The organism is Oceanicoccus sagamiensis, assembly GCF_002117105.1.
Classification (GTDB): domain Bacteria; phylum Pseudomonadota; class Gammaproteobacteria; order Pseudomonadales; family Dasaniaceae; genus Oceanicoccus; species Oceanicoccus sagamiensis.
The window spans coordinates 4,365,248-4,385,165 of sequence record NZ_CP019343.1 but is presented as its reverse complement, the minus strand read 5'-3'; the positions used below and the strand labels follow the sequence as shown (position 1 = coordinate 4,385,165).

The 19,918-nt window shown below is 47.8% G+C and carries 17 protein-coding genes; 11 read left to right on the top strand and 6 right to left on the bottom strand.

Going from position 1 to position 19,918, the window contains the following annotated elements:
- Nucleotides 1-102: 102 nt before the first annotated feature.
- Complete coding sequence (locus tag BST96_RS19905; protein WP_085760369.1) at nucleotides 103-321, top strand: DUF2835 domain-containing protein; 219 nt, start codon at nucleotides 103-105, stop codon at nucleotides 319-321.
- On the opposite strand, the gene BST96_RS19900 is transcribed toward BST96_RS19905, so the two are convergent.
- From BST96_RS19900 to BST96_RS19890, 3 genes are all read right to left on the bottom strand, one after another.
- Complete coding sequence (locus BST96_RS19900) at nucleotides 318-1,952, bottom strand: tRNA-dihydrouridine synthase (RefSeq protein ID WP_085760368.1); 1,635 nt, start codon at nucleotides 1,950-1,952, stop codon at nucleotides 318-320. The genes BST96_RS19905 and BST96_RS19900 overlap by 4 nt on opposite strands.
- A 258-nt stretch (nucleotides 1,953-2,210) precedes the next feature.
- Nucleotides 2,211-2,381 (bottom strand): hypothetical protein, encoded by a 171-nt coding sequence (locus BST96_RS20555; RefSeq protein ID WP_157118024.1) that lies wholly within the window; start codon nucleotides 2,379-2,381, stop codon nucleotides 2,211-2,213.
- 121 nt (nucleotides 2,382-2,502) lie between these two features.
- On the bottom strand, nucleotides 2,503-3,159 hold the full coding sequence (locus BST96_RS19890) for a lamin tail domain-containing protein (protein WP_169714049.1): 657 nt from the start codon (nucleotides 3,157-3,159) through the stop codon (nucleotides 2,503-2,505).
- Between the two features lie 152 nt (nucleotides 3,160-3,311).
- Here BST96_RS19890 and BST96_RS19885 point away from each other — a divergent pair, with 152 nt between their 5' ends.
- The gene (locus BST96_RS19885; RefSeq protein ID WP_085760365.1) at nucleotides 3,312-4,616 is read left to right on the top strand and encodes an MFS transporter; all 1,305 of its coding nucleotides are present in this window, start codon (nucleotides 3,312-3,314) and stop codon (nucleotides 4,614-4,616) included.
- Nucleotides 4,617-4,727: 111 nt separating this feature from the next.
- On the top strand, nucleotides 4,728-4,922 hold the full coding sequence (locus tag BST96_RS19880; protein WP_085760364.1) for a hypothetical protein: 195 nt from the start codon (nucleotides 4,728-4,730) through the stop codon (nucleotides 4,920-4,922).
- 103 nt (nucleotides 4,923-5,025) lie between these two features.
- On the opposite strand, the gene rmf is transcribed toward BST96_RS19880, so the two are convergent.
- Nucleotides 5,026-5,229: a ribosome modulation factor gene (gene rmf / locus BST96_RS19875; protein WP_085760363.1), complete on the bottom strand. Its 204-nt coding sequence runs from the start codon at nucleotides 5,227-5,229 to the stop codon at nucleotides 5,026-5,028.
- Between the two features lie 470 nt (nucleotides 5,230-5,699).
- Here rmf and rlmKL point away from each other — a divergent pair, with 470 nt between their 5' ends.
- The gene (gene rlmKL / locus BST96_RS19870) at nucleotides 5,700-7,877 is read left to right on the top strand and encodes a bifunctional 23S rRNA (guanine(2069)-N(7))-methyltransferase RlmK/23S rRNA (guanine(2445)-N(2))-methyltransferase RlmL (protein ID WP_085760362.1); all 2,178 of its coding nucleotides are present in this window, start codon (nucleotides 5,700-5,702) and stop codon (nucleotides 7,875-7,877) included.
- 8 nt (nucleotides 7,878-7,885) lie between these two features.
- Nucleotides 7,886-8,401 carry a DUF3859 domain-containing protein gene (locus BST96_RS19865; RefSeq protein ID WP_169714048.1) on the top strand — a complete coding sequence of 172 codons (516 nt, stop codon included), beginning with the start codon at nucleotides 7,886-7,888 and terminating at the stop codon, nucleotides 8,399-8,401.
- Here BST96_RS19865 and BST96_RS19860 read toward each other — a convergent pair.
- Nucleotides 8,398-9,696, bottom strand: a complete 1,299-nt coding sequence (locus tag BST96_RS19860; RefSeq protein ID WP_085760360.1) for a diguanylate cyclase — start codon at nucleotides 9,694-9,696, stop codon at nucleotides 8,398-8,400. The genes BST96_RS19865 and BST96_RS19860 overlap by 4 nt on opposite strands.
- A gap of 218 nt (nucleotides 9,697-9,914) precedes the next feature.
- On the bottom strand, nucleotides 9,915-12,143 hold the full coding sequence (locus tag BST96_RS19855; protein WP_085760359.1) for a YgiQ family radical SAM protein: 2,229 nt from the start codon (nucleotides 12,141-12,143) through the stop codon (nucleotides 9,915-9,917).
- 185 nt (nucleotides 12,144-12,328) lie between these two features.
- On the opposite strand from BST96_RS19855, the gene phoB reads away from it, so the two are divergent.
- The 6 genes from phoB to pstA all read left to right on the top strand — a co-directional run bounded on the left by phoB (nucleotide 12,329) and on the right by pstA (nucleotide 19,869).
- On the top strand, nucleotides 12,329-13,054 hold the full coding sequence (gene phoB, locus BST96_RS19850) for a phosphate regulon transcriptional regulator PhoB (protein ID WP_085760358.1): 726 nt from the start codon (nucleotides 12,329-12,331) through the stop codon (nucleotides 13,052-13,054).
- A 36-nt stretch (nucleotides 13,055-13,090) separates the two neighbouring features.
- Nucleotides 13,091-14,431: a phosphate regulon sensor histidine kinase PhoR gene (gene phoR, locus BST96_RS19845; RefSeq protein ID WP_085760357.1), complete on the top strand. Its 1,341-nt coding sequence runs from the start codon at nucleotides 13,091-13,093 to the stop codon at nucleotides 14,429-14,431.
- Between the two features lie 118 nt (nucleotides 14,432-14,549).
- Entirely contained in the window at nucleotides 14,550-15,539 is a 990-nt protein-coding gene (locus tag BST96_RS19840) for a PstS family phosphate ABC transporter substrate-binding protein (RefSeq protein ID WP_085760356.1), read from the top strand.
- A 377-nt stretch (nucleotides 15,540-15,916) separates the two neighbouring features.
- Nucleotides 15,917-17,089: a hypothetical protein gene (locus BST96_RS21165; RefSeq protein WP_240554856.1), complete on the top strand. Its 1,173-nt coding sequence runs from the start codon at nucleotides 15,917-15,919 to the stop codon at nucleotides 17,087-17,089.
- A 209-nt stretch (nucleotides 17,090-17,298) separates the two neighbouring features.
- Complete coding sequence (locus BST96_RS21160; protein ID WP_240554855.1) at nucleotides 17,299-18,177, top strand: ABC transporter permease subunit; 879 nt, start codon at nucleotides 17,299-17,301, stop codon at nucleotides 18,175-18,177.
- Complete coding sequence (pstA, locus tag BST96_RS19830) at nucleotides 18,178-19,869, top strand: phosphate ABC transporter permease PstA (protein ID WP_085760355.1); 1,692 nt, start codon at nucleotides 18,178-18,180, stop codon at nucleotides 19,867-19,869. It begins immediately after the preceding gene.
- The last annotated feature ends 49 nt before the right edge of the window (nucleotides 19,870-19,918 follow it).

Genomic DNA, 19,918 nt, shown 5'->3' with positions numbered 1-19,918 from the left:
GCTAGGTAGTCGCTAGCAAATAGTTGGTAAAGTCGTTGTTGTTAATTAGAGTTGTTGTTAATTAGAGTTGTTGTTAATAGAGTTGTTGTTAATAGTTAAGTTATGCACACAGTAATAGTTGATATTTCGATCTCAGCCGATGAGTTTATCAAGCACTACCAGTTTTCCGGTGCCGTGGTGTCTACCCACAGTAGAGATGGTCGCAGTGTGCGTTTCCCCGCTAATATTTTGCAGCGCTTTATTACTCATACCGGCGTGAAAGGCAGCTTTCGTATCCAGTTTGATCATGGCGGCAAATTTAGCGGGGTTGAAAGACTTTAACCCGCCGCTAAAAACGGCCCATCAACACAGAGTCTTCTACCGTCCGGCGCATTACAGGCGCCGCAGATACCCACACCACATTTGGTTAGATAGTCGATAGCACTATGGATTTGCTCGTCCCGGCAAAACTCTTTTTGTACCGCGACCGCAGCATGGACCATAGGTTCGGGTCCGCAATTATAAAAATACAACTGATCTAACTGCTCCGGTGATAGGGCTTGCAGTCGCTGACGAAGCATTTCTGTCACTAAGCCATGGTGGCCTCGGCTACCGTCATCGGTGGCAATATGCAGGGTGCTGATCTCTTCACATTCGTCAGTGAAGTACAAGCGGTCAGCACTGCGCGCACCAACAAAGATTTCCGCCTTGTTATCGCCTTCGCCACCCAGATCTCGAGCAATTTGGTAAACCGCCGCTAAACCGGTGCCACCACTAACGGCCATAATTTTCGCGTTTTCGGGGGGCTGCACGGGAATACCATGGGGGCCACGAACATAGGCCTGAGTACCGGCTTCCAGTTTAATCAACTGGTCGGTAAACTCACCGAGATTAATGACTACCAGTGAGAACGGGTCATCGGTCAGCGCAGAAAACGGCTTTTCGCCTAAACCGGGAATCCAGAGAAAGATAAATTCACCGGCTTGTACGCCGACTTTTTTATCAAAGGTAAGAATAGAAATATCGGCACTGACTTTTTCGTTTTTAACCAGAGTAACAGGGTCAAAGCCCATATCAATATCATAGCGAACTAATGATTCAGCCTGTTCTGTACCGCGCTCAAGGTCAGCCGTGAGTGTGGTAAAGTAGCTGCCAATTTGCTCAGTGGTCATACCCACTAGTGCAGAGCCAATACCAAAGATACTGGCGCCAGCACCTTTAAAGGCGCGCACGTTGTCAGCACTGCTAATCCCGCCACAGCCGATAACCGGGCAGCTAACGGCTTCTGCGATTTCACTCACACATTTTAGGGCAATAGGTAGTACCCCTTTGCCGGACATGCCGCCCAGGCCGTTACTTAATACCGGAGCACCGTGGCTATGGTGGCTGCCTGGCCCCAGAGTATTAATTGCACAAATGGCATCGGCACCGCCTTGTTCTGCGGCTTTGGCTATATCGCCAATATTCGGCACATTGGGGGTGAGCTTGGCGACAACAGGTATATCAACGGCTGCTTTAACCGCCGCGACGATTTCTTTTACCAGATCAGGGTCTTGCCCCATGGCCATACCCAGACCTTTGGCATGGGGGCAGGAGAGATTGAGCTCCAGGCCATCTCCATGGGGGGCCATGATTTTGGCCACTTCAACATATTCGTCAACACTGCCGCCAAAGATAGAGATCAGCAAAAAACGGTCTTCTGGAATGGTCAGCTCAGCCATCAGTTCTGCCGAGCGCTCAGCACCGGGGTTGGTTAGCCCAACGGCATTGACAAAGTTCCCCGGAGAATACTGGCTCAGAATAGGTTCACGGTAGCCAGCTCTTGGCGTGGGGCCAATACTCTTGGTGGTCAAAACGCCCACTTCAGGGATTTGGTCAAAAAACGCCTGAATAATCGGCGCTGAGCAGGTAACAATGCCCGATGGGATAGTGAAAGGGCCTGAGAGGGTTTTACCGAGGAATACTGTTTTCAAGGTCTGATTGTCCAGTGCTGCTGTGTTAGGGAGGCGGTATTTTACAGGTATATGGCCGATAACGCACTAAGCTGTTATACGGGGAGAGGCATGGACAGGCTTATAAAGGACAGGCTTAGAGATTTGGCTCGATACCAGCTTGTTGCAGTTGCTTTATAAGCCGTTCTTTTTCTTGGCGTAGTTGCTTATGGCCTGCTTATCCTCTTCACGTATAGAAAACGTGCTCCCGCCTAAGCAGGAGCGAGGTTATGCGTTTTATTATCGACGTTTTCTGTGGTTCTTGTCAGTGCTTTTTGTATAGTGTTTAGCATTTTTTTTAGCTTGTCTATGTTTTGCTTTTTTACTGCAAATAAAATGCAATTCTCCTTTATGGGCTACGGCTTGGCGGAAGGTGTGGTCGTTGTTAGTGGCTTTTTTATGGTGCTGCATAATAGATATCCTTATCGAAATACTGATCAGGGAGTTGATCAACGAACTGATCAGAGTGTTAGTTAAGTGTTTATCAGTTTGAGACCAGTCACCGTCATCAATGAGCAGTGGCTGGCAAACCCTATGCTGACTTTGTTTGTGACCGTTTACGGGCTATCACCACACCCGACAAGGCCGTAACAAACAGCCATCCAGCTGCCGGAATCGGCACCTCGGTAACAGGGCTATAGCTGCCCGCACTGCCGGGGGTGCCTATATCGCCTGCGCCATAGGTCAGGTTGGCTGCGGTCAGGGCATAGCCTCCGCTAATGAGTTCAATGCTATTACCCGCAGTACCAAATATGGAGCTGCTATAGACAAGGCTGTCGATCACAGCACCATTAAACTCCAGAATAATGGCATCGCTGCTATTGCCCAGAGTGAAATCGCTATAGGTGTAATCAGAGCTATAGCCGCCATTCACAGAGCTATCTGCATTTCTCCCCAACACAAAATACTCACTGGGGTTAATCCATAAAGGCATTGTCCTGTTGATCGTATGTTGTTTGGAGCCCTTGTCTTTTAGTAGTAAGCCATTGAGATCAATGGGATTAGGCGTGGTATTAATGATCTCAAACCATTCGCCATGGCTGTCGCTGACGGCGTCAGGGTTGGCCATCATTTCAGTGATAAGCAGGTCGCCAGGAAAAATGGCAGCTAGTGAAAGCTGGGAGAAAAGTGCGATGGAGCTGATCGTTAAGATACGCCGGGAACAGCGTGAAGATACTAATAACTGCATAGTCATATTCCTTATGTGTGGTTAATCCATTAGTGCCTAATCATTAGGCAAAGCCAATATATCAAATACGATTTAAAATGCAATCTAAACATTTCTTGACGTATTTTCAGTTAAACTAAGGCTAATAAATAATAACAATCAGGTGTCTGCCAATGTCGCAATCAACCGCTAAAACTTTTCTTACTATAAGCCTGGCCAGTGGTTTTAGTCGGCTCAATGCAGCAGGGGTTTTAATCGCAGCATTTTTTTGCATCCCATTGATGTCGTTTACTAACTTTATTCAGCCTTATTTATTTACTGAAGTATTTAATATCCCCAGGGGGGAGCAGGGTGCCTTGACCGGTTCGCTGGCGGCTATGCATGAATTTATTATTATTTGCATGATGGGTTTTTTGGGGGCGCTGTCAGACAATATTGGGCGGCGTATTATTATTCTTGCGGGTTTATTCATAATTGCTCTGGGATATTGGTTATATCCGCTGGCAGATAGCCGGCCAGAGATCTTTTTATTCCGCGCCATTATTGGCTTGGGTGCGGCAGCTATTGCAGCTATGCAGACGGTATTACTTGCCGATATACCGAATGAAAAATCCCGCGGGAAATTTTTAGGCCTGGCCAGCGTATTAACCGGGGTCGGTATGGCATTGCTGGCTTTGCAGGCAGGTAAGTTACCGAATTTCTTTCAGGGCACATTTGGCGTTAGCGCCGCTGAGGCAGGGCAATATATTTTGTGGTCGATTTCCGGCCTGATAGTCTGCGTGATGGTGTTATTGTTTTTTATGATCAAGCCTGGGCGAGTGGCTGAGGATACCGAACGTGAAGCCATTTTAGTTCGCTTTAAAAAGGGCCTGGCGGCGGCCAGCAATAACCCTCGTATTGCCCTGTCATATTTTGTGGCCTTTGCCTCCCGCGGTGATTTGGTGATAGTGGGTACCTATATGACTTTATGGGTAGTGATTTCCAGTGAGACAGCCGGTTTAAGTTCCGGTGATGGCTTAAAACGCGCTGGTTTGATGGTGGCGGCGGTGCAGGGTACGGCTTTATTTTGGGCCGCCATTATGGGCTTTCTCTGTGACCGCTTTAACCGTCACTTTATGGTGTGCATTGCTTTTGCACTGGCAACGGCGGCCTATTTTACGATGGGAACAATGAGTGACCCTTTTGATAACTCTATCTTTATTGCCTGTGTGTTTTTGGGTATTGGCGAAATCTCTACGGTGATTGCTGGCATGGCATTAATTGGCCAGGAGGCGCCGCTGGAAAATCGTGGCGCGGTGATGGGCGTATTTAGTCTGTCTGGGGGGCTTGGTATCTTATTGGCCACGTTTTTTGGTGGCCGCTTATTCGATGCTGTTGGCCCAACCACGCCATTTACGATGATGGCTGTTGTTAATTGTCTGGTTTTACTCTGTGCCGTCTGGGTTTATGTTAAAACCCCCCGTGCTGATCAAGTTTAAAAAGCCGTAATTTTACCGTTTTACTAACCGTAAAAATCACTGGTTTCTGTGACGGGCTACTCGTATTGTAGATAAAAATAACAACAGAAAATAACAAGAGAGAAGTCTGTTATGCAACGTAATACTGCAGAAGTAAGTCTTGAAACCCTGGTATCTCTGGCCCGTGATGCGGGTATGTCGGCCCATGATGAACTGCCTGAGCGCTTGCAGGGTATGCTAAAGGGGCGCCGTGCCAGTGATCGTGGAGATGCTAGATCAGCTAACAAAAATACATTGGGGCGGTTGATATCTTCGATGAGAATTTAGTGAATTAGTACTGTCATTCCCGCCTTTGCGGGCATGACTTGCTTCAACAAAAAGGCCCGCTGACAGCGGGCCTTTTTGTTTGGGTGTGTGGTTGGAAGTAGCGTTAATGCATTTCCATTTTGTGGATGCCTGAGACACCGGTATATCCATCCCATTGGTCGGTGCGCCCTTCGCGCCAACCGGTTAGCCATTGTTGGCGAACCGCACCATTATCGTGGGGGCAGGTTTCTTTATGACGGCCAGTGGAGCCTGCCTGGTAGCCTTTGGAAAATGCTCGTTCAGCCATATCGCGTTTTTGTCTTCTCATAGAATAAGCCTCGTTCTATTTGTTTTCATCGTTTAACACAACATATTGAGCACCACAGCAGCGCAATAGTTCCGCGTTCAGCGTGAGCTATTTCTCAGTCAGTGGTGGTTGGAAAGTAGAGCTGATTTTCTGATTCCTTTAGTTAGTTATTTCAGGTTAAAAATCTTTGTTTATTGTTAGTAGTGGTGAGGCGCTGGAATTGGTAGAATCGCGCAGCGCTCACAAGCTAATCTAAGCAAAACTACTTGATGCTGTCGACTGTTGAATTTTTGGCGTTTTGGCGAGACATGAAAATGACGCCAAGCATTAAAAATAGTTCTTTTAAATCAATTGCTTAGCCTTGAGCAAAATGTAAACTATTCCTTACTGACAGCCCTTTTAGGTTTGTTTATCACTATATAGTCTAAGTGCACTGCCGATGATGGCAGCATTGCATACACAGTCCGATTAACGACCAGGTTTTCTATTTCATGTCCCAGCCCCTTAGCTATTTTGCCACCTGCCCCAAAGGCCTGGAATCCCTGCTGTTGGAAGAGATCCGCAGCATGGGTGCCACTAAAGTCAAAGAAACCGTTGCCGGAGTGCATTTTGAGGGGCCATTAACCGTCGCCTATCGCGCCTGTTTATGGTCTCGCCTGGCTAACAGAGTCCTTATGCCGGTGAGTACCGCTGATTGTTATAACGCCGATGAACTGTATGCGGCGGTTAAAGCCATAGACTGGGGCCAGCATTTGGCTGTCGATGGCACCTTTGCTATCGACTTTTCGGGCAAGCTCAGGGATATCAACCACAGTCACTTTGGGGCCTTAAAGGCCAAAGATGCAATTGCTGATGACTTTATGCAAAAGCATGAGCGCCGCCCCAATGTTGATACTGACAAACCCGATGTAAGGGTGAATGTTCGGGTAGCCAAAGGCAAAGTGGTGATTAGTATCGATTTGTCCGGTGAGAGCCTGCACCGTCGCGGTTACCGTCTTAGTGGTGGCAGTGCACCGCTGAAAGAAAATCTGGCGGCCGCTATATTACTGCGTGCTGACTGGCCAGGTATTGCTGCACAGGGTGGGGCACTGTTAGACCCTATGTGTGGTTCCGGCACCTTATTAATAGAAGGCGCACTAATGATGGCCAATATCGCCCCGGGCTTGTTTCGCCAACACTGGGGTTTTGATGGCTGGTTAGGCCACGATGCCAATGGTTGGCTGCAACTGGTCGATGAAGCGGAGGCGATGGAGTTACAGGCCAAAAATCGCCAATGGCCAGAAATTCGCGGCTATGATGCCAGTCCCAAGGCATTGGAAAGTGCTCAGGAAAATATTGACCGGGCAGGGCTAAACGGCAAAGTTAGAGTGCTGCGTAAAGAGCTGTCTAAATTTGTTAAACCCACGCACTCGGATATTGCCAGAGGGCTGGTGGTGACCAATCCCCCTTATGGAGAGCGTTTGGGGGATGAGTCTTCGCTGATTCACCTCTATCGTCATTTGGGGCAGCGTTTAAAGTCCGAGTTTGCTGGTTGGAAGGCCAGTGTTTTTACCGGCAACCCGGATCTTGGCAAGCAGATGGGTATTCGCAGTATCAAACAATACCAAATGTTTAATGGGGCTATTCCCAGTAAATTATTAAATTTTGATATTAGCGAGGCGTCCTTTGTCCATGATAGTAGCCGTCAGGTAGGTGCCCCGATTGCCAGGAAAACGCTGGATGATCTAGGCGATGGCGCCCGCATGTTTGCCAACCGCCTGCGGAAAAACAAAAAGAACTTGAGCAAGTGGTTAAAGAACAAGGAGATCAGTTGCTACCGGCTCTATGATGCCGATATGCCGGAATATGCTGTTGCAGTCGACTATTACGAGGGCTGGGTCCATGTGGCGGAATATGCAGCTCCAGCTAAAGTGGACCCGGCCGCGGCAGAGCAGCGCTTAAATGATGTGATAGCAGCTATCCCTGTGGCACTGGAGGTTGATAGTAAGTATGTGGTGCTAAAGCAGCGCAATCGTCAAAAGGGCAGCAGTCAATACCGCAAACAGGAAGAGAGCGGTGAGCTATTTGAAGTCAAAGAAGGGCAGGCCAAACTATTGGTCAATTTGAAGGACTATCTGGATACCGGCCTATTTTTAGATCACCGGCCGGTGCGGTTAAAAATTGCTGAGCTGGCCAAGGGTAACCGCTTTTTAAATTTATTTTCCTATACTTCGACCGCCAGCGTACATGCGGCCTTGGGCGGCGCGACTTTTACCGACAGCGTCGACCTTTCCAGTACGTATTTGGAATGGTCAAAAAAGAATATGGCCCTTAACGGCCTTAGTGAAACTCAGCACCGCATGATTCGCGCGGATGTATTGGAGTGGTTAAAAACCTGCGACAATCAGTATGATTTGATCTTGTTGGACCCGCCGACCTTTTCCAATTCGAAAAAGATGGAAGCGACACTGGATATACAGCGCGACCATGTCGGTATTATTCAGGATGCCATGAAGTTGCTATCAGCAGACGGTGTGTTGATTTTCTCCAATAATCAGCGCAAATTTAGCCTCGACAGTGAGGCTCTGGCTGAATTCACTATTGAGAATAAAACCGACTGGTCACTGGATAAGGATTTTCAGCGTTCAAAGAAAATACATCAATGCTGGTTTATACGGCATGGTGCTTAATCATTGATATGCGAGTTTCTGTTTTTTTACTGCTTGTTTTTTCTTCGCTGCCAAGCTTTGCGGCGGCGGGGGTCGATGCGCCTTTGACCGCCTCTATACGGATTGAGAACTATGGGCTCTATCAATTGCTGGATAAAAGCGATCAATCCTTTAATCCCGAGTCAACGGCGGGTTATGAAAGTGTTATCAATACGCGCTTTATCGAAAAAACGGATGTTATTGCGTTGAAAAAAAACCGAGTATTTGGTTTTAATTATGCGATTAATGACCCCAACACCGCCGAGGAATGGGTGGTGGTGGACATTAAAATCAGCCACCCGTTAACCACCAACTTTTTAGGCCATCAATCCACCGGCTTTAGCCGCCAAAGCGCTGCCCGTTTAAAGGCCGATGGTCGCTACCATAACGGTGCGTTTTATGTATTTACTGAAGATTATGAGATGGTGCCGGGCTTATGGGTGGTCAGTGTGATTTACCGCGGTGAGTTTGTCGCCCGCCAGTCGTTTAGTATTACAGCCGATTAAGTTTCTTTGACCGTGCGGTTGCGACCATCTTCTTTGGCTTGATAAAGCAGTTTATCAGCAGCATTAATCTGGTCATCCAGGCTTTGTTGCAGGGCTGATGCTACGCCCGCGCTAATAGTGATGGTGATCCTGGGATCTGCCACTATGGTTTTACCCGCCAGGTTGTCCCGGAATTGATCGATAATATCGTAGGCATCCTGATTGCATTTGTTGGGCATTACAATGCAAAACTCTTCACCACCCATTCGTATAATGGGGTAGTCCCCCAGTGATGAGGTTAACAGCGAGCTAATGGCAATCAGTACTTTATCGCCAACATCATGGCCATAAGTATCATTAATCTGCTTAAAGTGATCGATATCAATCACCGCAATAGAGAGTGCTTCGCCATTTTTACGCGCATTTTTATGCAGTTCCAAACCCTTGTCAAACAAATAACGGCGGTTATATAAATTGGTGAGTGCATCGTGGTAGGCCCATTCGCGGATGCGGTTTAACTGTTCCTGAGCTTCGATATTATGAGTGACCCGGCAGTGAAACTCTTCCTGAATAAAAGGTTTGCAGAGAAAATCATTGGCACCGTTTTTAATAAAACGGGCGGATAAGGTTTTTTGTTCAACCCCCGATAAGCCAATAATAATCAGTTCCGACTTATTAAATTTTCTGCGCAGTGCCTTGGTGAGTTCAAAGCCATCCATCTGGGGCATATTATAATCGGTAATTAATAGATTGATGGACGGGTCTTGTTCGATAATAGCCAGCGCCTCAGCGCCATTGTTAGCGGTAATCACCTGGTATAAATGCTGCTCCAGCAGCGAGGTGATAAACATTTGCTGAGCCTGGGAGTCTTCTGCGACAACGATTTTTATCGACTGATTTTTCTCCAATCGTCTAACCAGACCAATCGCATGCTCGTAGGAATACTGACTTTCCTTGGTGACATAATCCACCACGCCTAATAGTAATAGGCGTTCTCTGGATTCATCGCTGTAGTTGCCGGTGAGCACAATAATCGGCAGTTCATTTGATAATAGGTAGCCGGCCATTTCGCCATTGGGGGCATCCGGTAAGTTCAGGTCGATAATGGCAGCAAAGATATTGTGTTGGTGCTGCTCAAATAGCTCACAGCCCTCTTTATAGGTGGTAGCGTAGTGAACGGTATAATCCGGCAGCATGGATGAGGCAAGGTGTTTCAGTATTTTACCCACCAGCCTGCTGTCTTCTACGATCAGAAGATGCTTCTGTCTTCCTTCCAGGCTGATATCCCGTTGTTCCGATCTGGCATTGCTCGCCATTTTCTAATCCTTGCAGGTAATCTTGTTTGTAATCGGTATGTCGCAGTGACAACGCTGCGTATTAAAATCGATATATTAGTTATCGGCAATAGAGGCTAAACCTACATATTATTATGTTTGATATTGTTATGCCTAAAACCAGTATAGAGGCAATTTAGGATTTGAGCATTGTGGTTTGTACCTAGCCGCTCATCCGCAGGGCTGGCAGATAGCAGCGCTTATTTGCGCCGGCGTGGAGTTCCCGCATTAGTTCTGCGGGATTTGGGCTTATTGGCGGTTTTTTTCCGGTTAACACGGCTGCCATCTGCTCTGGGGGGTAAGCCAGTATGTTGGCTTAACATAGGCTGCCCTTTGGGGGGCACCCAGCTTCTGGGTTGATGGGGGGGAATTAAATGCTTTTTCCCGGTGCCAATTAAATCGGCACGGCCCATCTCTTTGAGCGCTTCCCGCAGCATTGGCCAATTATCCGCATCATGGTAGCGCAAAAACGCTTTATGTAAGCGGCGATGGCGGTGGCCCCTTGGGGTAATGACGCGCTCGGTATTACGGCCCACTTTTTTCAGTGGGTTGCGTTCGGAGTAATACATGGCCGTAGCACTGGCCATCGGTGATGGGTAAAACGCCTGCACCTGATCAGCTCTGAATTCGTTGCGTTTTAGCCATAGTGCTAAATTCATCATATCTTCATCGGTGGTGCCGGGGTGGGCAGCGATAAAGTAGGGGATTAAATATTGTTTTTTGCCCGCCAGCTTGGAGTATTTTTCAAACATTTTTTTAAAGCGGTCATAGGTGCCCATACCCGGCTTCATCATTTTTGATAAGGGGCCGCCTTCGGTATGCTCTGGGGCAATTTTTAAATAGCCGCCGACATGGTGGGTGACTAGCTCCTGCACATATTCCGGCGTCTCTACCGCCAGGTCATAGCGTAAACCGGAGGCGATTAGCACCTTTTTAACACCGGGTATTTCCCGGGCATCGCGATATAAATCCACCAGTGGCATTTGGTCGGTATCAAGATTTTTACAGATACTGGGGTAGACGCAGGACAGCCGGCGGCAGTTTTCTTCGATGGTTTTGCTTTTGCAATTTAACCGCCACATATTGGCCGTCGGGCCACCAAGGTCGGAGACAATACCGGTAAAGCCCGGGGTTTTATCCCGGATATTTTCAATCTCTTGCAGAATCGATTCTTTCGATCGGCTTTGGATAATACGGCCTTCATGCTCAGTAATAGAGCAAAACGTACAGCCACCAAAACAGCCCCGCATAATATTGACTGAGGTTTTAATCATATCAAAGGCGGGAATTTTCGCGTCGCCATAGCTGGGGTGAGGGACACGCTGGTAGGGCAGGCCAAACACCCCGTCCATTTCCTCGGTTTCTAACGGAATAGGTGGGGGGTTTAACCAAACTTCCCGCTCACCATGTTTTTGTACTAAAGCCCGGGCATTGCCAGGGTTGGTTTCCAAATGCAGAACCCTTGAGGCATGGGCGTATAAAACAGGGTCGCTTTTGACGGTCTCATAGTCCGGCAGGCGTATCACGCTGGTTTCGCGGTTAAGCTTGTTTTTGCGGGCACTGAGTGGGTCAATAATGGTGACAGTTTGTATATCGCTTTGTGTGTCTTTGCTGCTGTCTTTACTGTTGTCTTTGTCACAGTCCTTACTGCCGCCACTCTCACTCACCTCATAGGGGTTTAAGTGGGGAGTGACTTTGCCCGGGGTATCAATGGTAGAGGAGTCTATAATGGTCCAGCCATCCGGCACTCGCTTGCGCACAAAGGCGGTGCCGCGAATATCTCTGATCTGGTGGGCCTCTTCGCCACCGGCAATACGGTGGGCGATTTCAATAATGGCTCGTTCGGCATTGCCGTAAACTAACAGGTCGGCTTTGGAGTCCATTAAGACTGAGCGACGTACTTTATCGCTCCAGTAATCATAATGGGCAATTCGGCGCAGGCTGGCTTCAATGGAGCCAATAATAACGGGTACACCTTTAAAGGCTTCCTTACAGCGCTGGGAGTAAACCGCGACAGCGCGGTCGGGGCGCCGGCCACCTTCGTCATTGGGAGAATAGGCGTCATCATGGCGCAGCTTACGGTCTGCCGTATAACGGTTAATCATCGAGTCCATATTACCGGCGGCTACACCAAAAAAGAGATTGGGTTTGCCGAGCGCCTGGAAGGCATCTTTAGAGCGCCAATCCGGCTGGGAGATTATGCCAACCCGAAAGCCTTGCGCTTCCAGGGTTCTACCGATAACAGCCATACCAAAGCTGGGGTGGTCTACATAGGCATCGCCGGTCACAATAATAATATCGCAGCTATCCCAGCCCAAATCGTCCATTTCTGCCCGTGACATCGGTAAAAATGGCGCAGGCCCATAGCACTCCGCCCAGTATTTGCGGTAGGAGAACAGTGGTTTGGCGGCTTGCTGATTTTGCTTCATGGGCAGGTCGGGCTAAATAATCGATTGCGGCGCAGTATACGCGATTTTTGCCAGTAATACCTGTCCTGAATAGTCGGGTATAGGCCATTTGTGCATTATTTGCGCCTTTGCCTCAACTTTGTCATATTGCTGTAATAAAACCCGTTTCTAATAAGTAGAAATGGTTAAAGAAGGTTAGCAGGACAATGCAAGGAAAAACGATACTCATAGTTGATGATGAGGCGGCAATTCGCGAGATGATCCGTATGTCGCTGGAAATGGCCGGTTACGACTGCCGTGAGGCGAGGGATATCCAGCAGGCCTATGGGGCTATTGTTGATGATATTCCCGATCTGGTACTGCTGGATTGGATGCTGCCCGGTGGCAGCGGTATTGAGCTGCTGCGCCGCCTGCGCAAAGATGAGATGACGGCTACTTTGCCGGTGATTATGCTGACCGCCAAAACCGAAGAAGACAATAAAATCCAGGGTCTGGATGTGGGCGCCGACGATTATGTCACCAAACCGTTTGCCCCCAGAGAGCTACTTTCAAGAATTAAGGCGGTGATGCGCCGGGCTGGCCATGGCGAGCAGGAAAAAGCGATTGAAGTGCTGGGCTTAAAGCTTGACCCTTCCAGTCACCGTGTTTTTGTCAATGAGCAGCCCGTCAATATGGGGCCAACAGAGTTTAAATTGCTGCGTTTCTTTATGACCCATCAGGAGCGCGCCTATAGTCGTGGGCAGTTACTGGATCAGGTCTGGGGTGGCAATGTTTATGTTGAAGAGCGTACTGTCGATGTTCACATTCGTCGTCTGCGTAAAGCGCTGGAAACAGATGCTGCGGATTACGGTAATTTAGTGCAAACTGTGCGCGGTACCGGTTATCGTTTTTCAGCAGAGGGTTATTCTGCTGAGGCAGCGACTAACTCCTGATCTGCACTAGCTTGAAACCGCTGAGAATACTAACGAATGCACAATGTCGATTGGAAAATCGAATGCCGTAATTTGGGCATCATACTGCTGCTGGCAGGGCTTGTAGGCTGGGCTGTTGATTTGCTGCCGTGGTTTCTATTTTTTGCTTCCCTGACTTATATCGGCTGGACACTGTTCCAGTTACAGCGTGTTCAGTCCTGGTTATCCCAACAAACAGATACTGACCCGCCAGAAAGCAAAGGCCTATGGGGGGATGTGCTGGATGGTATTTACCGGCTGCAACGGCAGGGCAAAGAAGAGCGCTCACGCTTACAGGCCTGGGTAGACTATCTACAGGATTCTTTTGCATCATTAGATGATGGTGCGGTGATGATCGATAAACGCGGTAATATTGAGTGGAGCAATGTCGCGGCAGAAAAATTATTGGGCCTGCGTTATCCCGATGATAAATCCCAGCAGTTAGTCAATTTAATTCGCGCCCCTGATTTTATTCGTTATTTTGAAGGGGATGATTATAGTCATTCCCTATTGATCGAATCGCCGCACAATAATCATTACCAATTACAGATTAATATTTCGTATTTCGGCCGCGGCAGCCGTCTTTTATTTGCCCGTGATGTCACGGAAAATAATCGCCTGCAACAAATGCGTAAGGACTTTGTTGCCAATGTCTCTCATGAACTGCGTACGCCATTAACGGTGATTAATGGCTACTTAGAAACCTTATCAGACAATATCGGCAATCAGGGCAATGTACAAAATATTGATAGTAACCCCAATGAATTACGCTGGCGGCGGGCGGTAGACCAAATGCTTGGCCAGTCCCACCGGATGGAAGGGCTTATTAAAGATTTAATGGCGCTCTCTAAGCTGGAGTCTATCCCGGAAGATAGCAAGGATCAGCCGATAGAGTTGGAGCCTATGCTGCAAACCATTAAAGAAGAAGTGCTGGCGGCCTTTAAAGGTAAGCGTCTTATTCATCTTGAATGTGACGCCAGCCTGCGTCTAATGGGAAATAGCGATGAGTTGCGCAGTGCCTTTGCCAATTTGGTCATGAATGCTGCCAAATACAGTCATCATGATGGCGAAATTACTGTCCGTTGGTTTGGCGATAGCCAACACTGCTATTTAGAAGTCGAAGATAACGGTGAAGGTATTGATGATATCCATTTACCGCGCTTAACCGAGCGTTTTTATCGGGTGGATAAAAGCCGTTCCATTGAAACTGGCGGTACCGGGCTTGGTCTGGCGATCGTAAAACATATTTTATTGCGTCATCAGGCTGAGCTTAAAATCAAAAGTACGTTAGGTGAGGGCAGTACCTTTACCTGTGAATTCCCCGGTATGCGCGCTCTTGCGCAGTCCCATACAGCTTAAATTACACTATTTAAGTTTCTCCCATCAATCGTCACACAACTGTAATAATTCGCTTTTATAGTCACCCTATCGACAAATAAACAGCCATTACTTTTTAGATAAATCATTGGAGATACCGATGTCAATAAATAAACAACTAAGAACAACAGCACTTGCCCTGACTATGGTGGGTGCAAGCCTTTTATCCGTTAATGCGGCTGCCGCTGCTAAAGTGGACGCTGACTTGCCTGTGTATGAAAAGGCCAGCGGTGTATCGGGCAACCTGTCCAGCGTGGGTTCAGATACCTTGGCCAACCTGATGACTTTATGGGCGGAAGGGTTTAAGCGTTTTTACCCTAATGTAAATATTCAGATTCAGGCTGCCGGTTCTTCAACAGCGCCACCAGCACTGACTGAAGGTACCTCAAATATCGGCCCTATGAGCCGTAAAATGAAGGACAAAGAACTAGCGGCTTTTGAAAGTAAATACGGCTATAAGCCTACAGCTGTTCCGGTAGCGATTGATGCCTTGGCGGTTTATGTACACAAAGATAACCCGGTCAAAGGTATGTCCATTCAGGATGTGGATGCGATTTTCTCTTCAACACGCAAGTGTGGTGGCGCGGCCGATATTGATACTTGGGGCAAGGCGGGTCTAAGCGGTGCCTGGACTAACCGCGATGTGCAGTTATTTGGCCGTAACTCTGTCTCCGGTACTTATGGCTACTACAAGAAAAAAGCCTTATGTAAGGGCGATTTTAAAAACACGGTAAACGAGCAGCCAGGGTCGGCCTCTGTGGTGCAGTCAGTTGCAACGTCTATCAATGGTATTGGCTACTCAGGTATTGGCTATAAAACGTCTAGTGTTCGCGCTGTGCCATTAAGTAAAAAGCCCGGCCAGGAGGTTATTGAAGCGACGCCAGAGAATGCGGTAACCGGTGATTACCCTCTATCTCGTTACCTCTACGTTTATATTAATAAAGCGCCGAATAAGCCTTTATCACCTTTAGATCGCGAGTTTATTAAGTTGGTATTGTCTAAAGCTGGCCAGGAAGTGGTGGTTAAAGATGGTTATATTCCACTGCCTGCCGCGGTTGTTGCCAAGCAAACGGCTAAGTTAGGTCTGTAATTATCTGTCTCTTGTTGTATTGAAAAACCAAACCAGCCCCTCCTGGTTTGGTATTAGCCACGGTAGATACTGTGGCTTTTTTTTGCCTGCGATTTTCTCAAACCATGTGATTCTCGCTTAGGCGCATTGCTGTTTGGGATAAATAGTGGAGGGTTTAAACATAGGTGTGTCTAATGCGGTGGCAGGCACAAGCCTCGTGAAACCCAAGCTCTCACTCACTCTTCAAGTAGGCTCTAGTAGGGTGGATTATAATCCACCAAGCCCATACAGGAGCCGTCATGACCGGTGGATTGTAATCCACCCTACGGGAGAGTGAAAAAAGGGGTAAATATACTGCTGTCATATAACTGTCATATTACTTTCATAGAATAGCTTGCATGCAAAATACAGATACCCTACAGCCCCCATCCGCAGCCAAGAGCAGTATCTTTGATGACAGCCTTGGTGGCTGGCGTAAAACCAAAGATAAACTGGCTAATTTCACCATCACAGCCGGTGGAATGGCGGTTTTGCTCGCTATCTTGTTGATATTCTTCTATTTGTTATATGAGATTATGCCGCTGTTTAAGAGCGCCAGCCTGGAGCCGGTTAGCAGTTATAGTCTGGAGCAGGGGCGGGGAGCAGATTCAGAACCTCTCTATCTGGCGATGGAAGAGCAGGCGGAAGTCGCGGTTCAGCTTAGGTCTAATGGTCAGGTAGATTTCTTTGCGGCCAATAGCGGCAAAACAGTCAAGCAATTCCAGTTGCCATTGGCTGCTGAATTAACCGCTTTTAGTCTCCACTCGGAGCAACAGCCCTTATTGGCGATGGCCACCGGCGGTGATGTGTTATTAGCCAAGCCGGTTTATAAAATCAGCTACCCCAATGATAAGCGGTTGATTACCCCCCAAATAGAATACCCCTACGGTGAAGAGAGCATTGCAGTCAGTCAGGGTGTTATTAATAAAATTGCCGTTCGCGATACCGAGGAGCAATTATTATTACTGGCAGAAGTTGATGGCCAGCTTGAAGGGGTGCGTTTTGTTAAAGAAGAAGATTTTCTGACTGAAGAAATTGTGCTGGAAGAAGAAATACTTGATCTGCCAGATATTGATATCAATATGGAATGGTTATTAGTCGGCCCGGATCAGCGCTGGGCCTATGTCGTTAGCAAGCAGGGCGACTATCGCGTTATTAATCTGAATAGCGAAGAGATTGTTGATAGCGGCCGTTTGATCGATAAAGGCGAAGTGAGCAATGTACGTTTTCTGCTGGGTGAAATCTCCTTAATGATCTCCAGTGATCAAGGTGAAATTCAACAGTGGTTTATGGTGCGCGGTGATGGTGAGCCGCCACGCTTGCAATATATTCGCAGCTTTCAGGGTGGCGATAAGGCTATTAAGCTAACAGCCCCTGAGCATCGCCGTAAAGGTTTTCTAGCTGTTGATAGCGACAATACCTTAGCCATTTACTATACAACGTCTGGTCGCCAGTTACTGTCCCAATCCATTGCGGATGCAGCATCCACTATTAGCCAGTTAGCGGTTTCCCCCGCGCCAAGGCATTATTAACACAAAATGATAAGGGTGAGTTTAGCTACTGGAAACTCGATAACGAGCACCCCGAAGTCTCCTGGCAGGCACTCTGGGAAAAAGTCTGGTACGAAAGTTATCCTGAGCCTGATTATATTTGGCAGTCCTCCGCATCCAATAATGATTTTGAAGCCAAATACAGCTTTACTCCTTTAGCGTTTGGTACGTTAAAAGCGGCCTTTTACGCGATGTTAATTGCAACGCCATTGGCTTTATGCGGTGCTATCTACACCGCTTACTTTATGACCCCGGTGGTTCGTCGTAAGGTCAAGCCGCTGATTGAATTAATGGAAGCATTGCCCACGGTTATTTTGGGTTTTCTGGCAGGTTTATGGCTGGCCCCATTTATTGAAAAAAATCTTCCCGGTGTCTTTAGTATCTTTTTACTGATGCCAGTTGGAGTTTTGCTCTTTGGTTTTTGCTGGAGTCGCTTGCCTGATAGCCTAAGGCTGCGTGTGCCCGATGGCTGGCATGCGGTATTGCTTATCCCGGTTGTGATGTTTATCGCCTGGGCCTGTGTAGCGGCCAGTGGCAATCTGGAGCTGTTATTTTTTGGTGGCGATATGCGCGCCTGGTTAACCTATGACCTGGGTATTTCCTATGATCAGCGCAATGCTATGGTGGTCGGTATCGCAATGGGCTTTGCGGTAGTCCCCACTATTTTCTCTATTGCCGAAGATGCGATTTTCTCGGTCCCCAAATCACTGAGCTATGGTTCGTTGGCTCTAGGGGCAACCCCTTGGCAAACATTGGTCGGTGTGGTTATTCCTACCGCCAGCCCCGGTATTTTTTCTGCCCTAATGATTGGTATGGGCCGAGCTGTGGGTGAAACTATGATTGTATTAATGGCCACGGGTAATACACCGGTGATGGATGCCAATATCTTTGAAGGTATGCGTACGCTGGCGGCCAATATCGCGGTTGAAATAGGTGAGACCGAAGTGGATAGCTCCCACTATCGAGTGTTGTTCCTGGCTGCATTTGTTTTATTCCTGTTTACCTTTGTGGTCAACACCATTGCAGAAATTGTGCGTCAAAGTTTACGCAAGAAGTATGGTTCTTTATAAATGACTTTAGATAAAGATAAAAAACTATCTGTTAGAGATTGGGTCCGCAATGGCGATCCCTTTATCTGGATTAATGCCGCTGCGGTGAGTATCAGTGTGGTCGCTGTTATTGGTATTTTAGTGTTATTGGCGGTGCGTGGCTTTGGTCACTTTTGGCCCTCTAATGTATTAGAAGCCAATTACAGCCAGCCAGGCCAGACTAGCCAGCGCATTATGGGTGAGATTGTTGAAACCGAAAGCGTGCCCCTTGAGCAATTGCTATCTGCCGGTGTAAAAATTGAAACCGATAAAGCCTTTGTTGACCGCACACTGATTAAGCAAGGTAACCGCGATGTCACCGGTACCGACTTTGTCTGGGTGATTGAAGATTTTATTAGCGATAGAACATACCCCGAAGCCATTATGACGATTGAGCGTCGCGAGTGGGGTAACTTTTACGGTTATTTAACCGGCGTGAAAGAGCAGGGCCAACGGGTTCAGACGGATAATAACTGGGCTGAATTTCAGCGCCGTATTGACCGCGCTCTGGACCTGCATGGGCAAATAGAAGGCATTGAAAAAGGCGCTATTGGCGCTATTAACTATGAGCTGGAGCGCTTGCGTTTAAGTGAACGAGGCTTGGAGCTAAATAAAGGTTTAAGTTCAACTGAGCGGGCCACCCGTTTGGCGGATATTAATGCTGACCGTGCGGTACTGGACCAGGAATACAGCGTACTGCAACAGCAATTAGCCGAGCTATACCAGCAAATTAACCGCGATAGTATTACGGCCAAAGCGATTAATGGTGCCGAGGTAGAGATTCAGTTGGCTATGGTGGTTCACGCCAACCAACCGAATGCCATGGGTCTGGGCGCAAAGTCGCTGGCCTATCTGATGAAGTTTTGGGAGTTTCTTACTGATGAACCCCGTGAAGCCAACACTGAAGGCGGTATTTTCCCGGCGATTTTTGGTACGGTGATGATGGTCTTGCTGATGTCGGTAATGGTAACGCCTTTTGGTGTGGTTGCGGCGGTGTACTTACGAGAATACGCCAAGCAAGGAGTACTGACGCGTACAGTAAGAATTGCAGTTAATAATCTCGCCGGTGTACCCTCGATTGTTTATGGTGTGTTTGGTCTGGGGTTCTTTATTTATTTTCTCGGTGCAGAAATTGACCGAGTTTTATTTGAAGCGGCTTTGCCTGCGCCCACCTTTGGTACTCCCGGCTTATTATGGGCTTCACTCACACTGGCCCTATTAACCCTGCCGGTTGTTATTGTGGCAACCGAAGAAGGTTTGGCTCGTATTCCCCGCGCCTTACGTGAAGGTAGTCTGGCACTGGGTGCCACTAAAGCAGAAACCCTGTGGCGAGTGGTATTGCCCATGGCCAGCCCTGCGATGATGACCGGTTTGATTTTAGCGGTGGCCCGTGCCGCCGGTGAAGTCGCGCCGTTAATGTTGGTCGGTGTGGTCAAACTTGCACCGTCACTGCCGGTGGATGCCAATTACCCCTATTTACATTTAGACCAGAAGTTTATGCACTTGGGTTTTCATATCTATGATGTGGGTTTTCAAAGCCCCAATGTTGAAGCCGCACGACCTCTGGTTTACGCCACAGCTTTATTGTTAGTGGTTATTATTGCCTTATTAAACTTTAGCGCGGTGGCCTTACGTAACCATCTGCGCGAAAAGTATAAGTCGCTGGAAATGTAATAAAATTTAAACGATTGATGACAAGAGAACAACGACCGTGAAAACGCAT

Bases quoted from the DNA above. Each gene is read 5' to 3' on its own strand.
- BST96_RS19905 (WP_085760369.1), top strand. From the start codon at position 103: ATGCACACAGTAATAGTTGATATTTCGATCTCAGCCGATGAGTTTATC.
- BST96_RS20555 (WP_157118024.1), bottom strand. From the start codon at position 2,381: ATGCAGCACCATAAAAAAGCCACTAACAACGACCACACCTTCCGCCAA.
- BST96_RS19890 (WP_169714049.1), bottom strand. From the start codon at position 3,159: ATGCAGTTATTAGTATCTTCACGCTGTTCCCGGCGTATCTTAACGATC.
- BST96_RS19885 (WP_085760365.1), top strand. From the start codon at position 3,312: ATGTCGCAATCAACCGCTAAAACTTTTCTTACTATAAGCCTGGCCAGT.
- BST96_RS19880 (WP_085760364.1), top strand. From the start codon at position 4,728: ATGCAACGTAATACTGCAGAAGTAAGTCTTGAAACCCTGGTATCTCTG.
- rmf (WP_085760363.1), bottom strand. From the start codon at position 5,229: ATGAGAAGACAAAAACGCGATATGGCTGAACGAGCATTTTCCAAAGGC.
- rlmKL (WP_085760362.1), top strand. From the start codon at position 5,700: ATGTCCCAGCCCCTTAGCTATTTTGCCACCTGCCCCAAAGGCCTGGAA.
- BST96_RS19865 (WP_169714048.1), top strand. From the start codon at position 7,886: ATGCGAGTTTCTGTTTTTTTACTGCTTGTTTTTTCTTCGCTGCCAAGC.
- BST96_RS19860 (WP_085760360.1), bottom strand. From the start codon at position 9,696: ATGGCGAGCAATGCCAGATCGGAACAACGGGATATCAGCCTGGAAGGA.
- BST96_RS19855 (WP_085760359.1), bottom strand. From the start codon at position 12,143: ATGAAGCAAAATCAGCAAGCCGCCAAACCACTGTTCTCCTACCGCAAA.
- phoB (WP_085760358.1), top strand. From the start codon at position 12,329: ATGCAAGGAAAAACGATACTCATAGTTGATGATGAGGCGGCAATTCGC.
- phoR (WP_085760357.1), top strand. From the start codon at position 13,091: ATGCACAATGTCGATTGGAAAATCGAATGCCGTAATTTGGGCATCATA.
- BST96_RS19840 (WP_085760356.1), top strand. From the start codon at position 14,550: ATGTCAATAAATAAACAACTAAGAACAACAGCACTTGCCCTGACTATG.
- BST96_RS21165 (WP_240554856.1), top strand. From the start codon at position 15,917: ATGCAAAATACAGATACCCTACAGCCCCCATCCGCAGCCAAGAGCAGT.
- BST96_RS21160 (WP_240554855.1), top strand. From the start codon at position 17,299: ATGTTAATTGCAACGCCATTGGCTTTATGCGGTGCTATCTACACCGCT.
- pstA (WP_085760355.1), top strand. From the start codon at position 18,178: ATGACTTTAGATAAAGATAAAAAACTATCTGTTAGAGATTGGGTCCGC.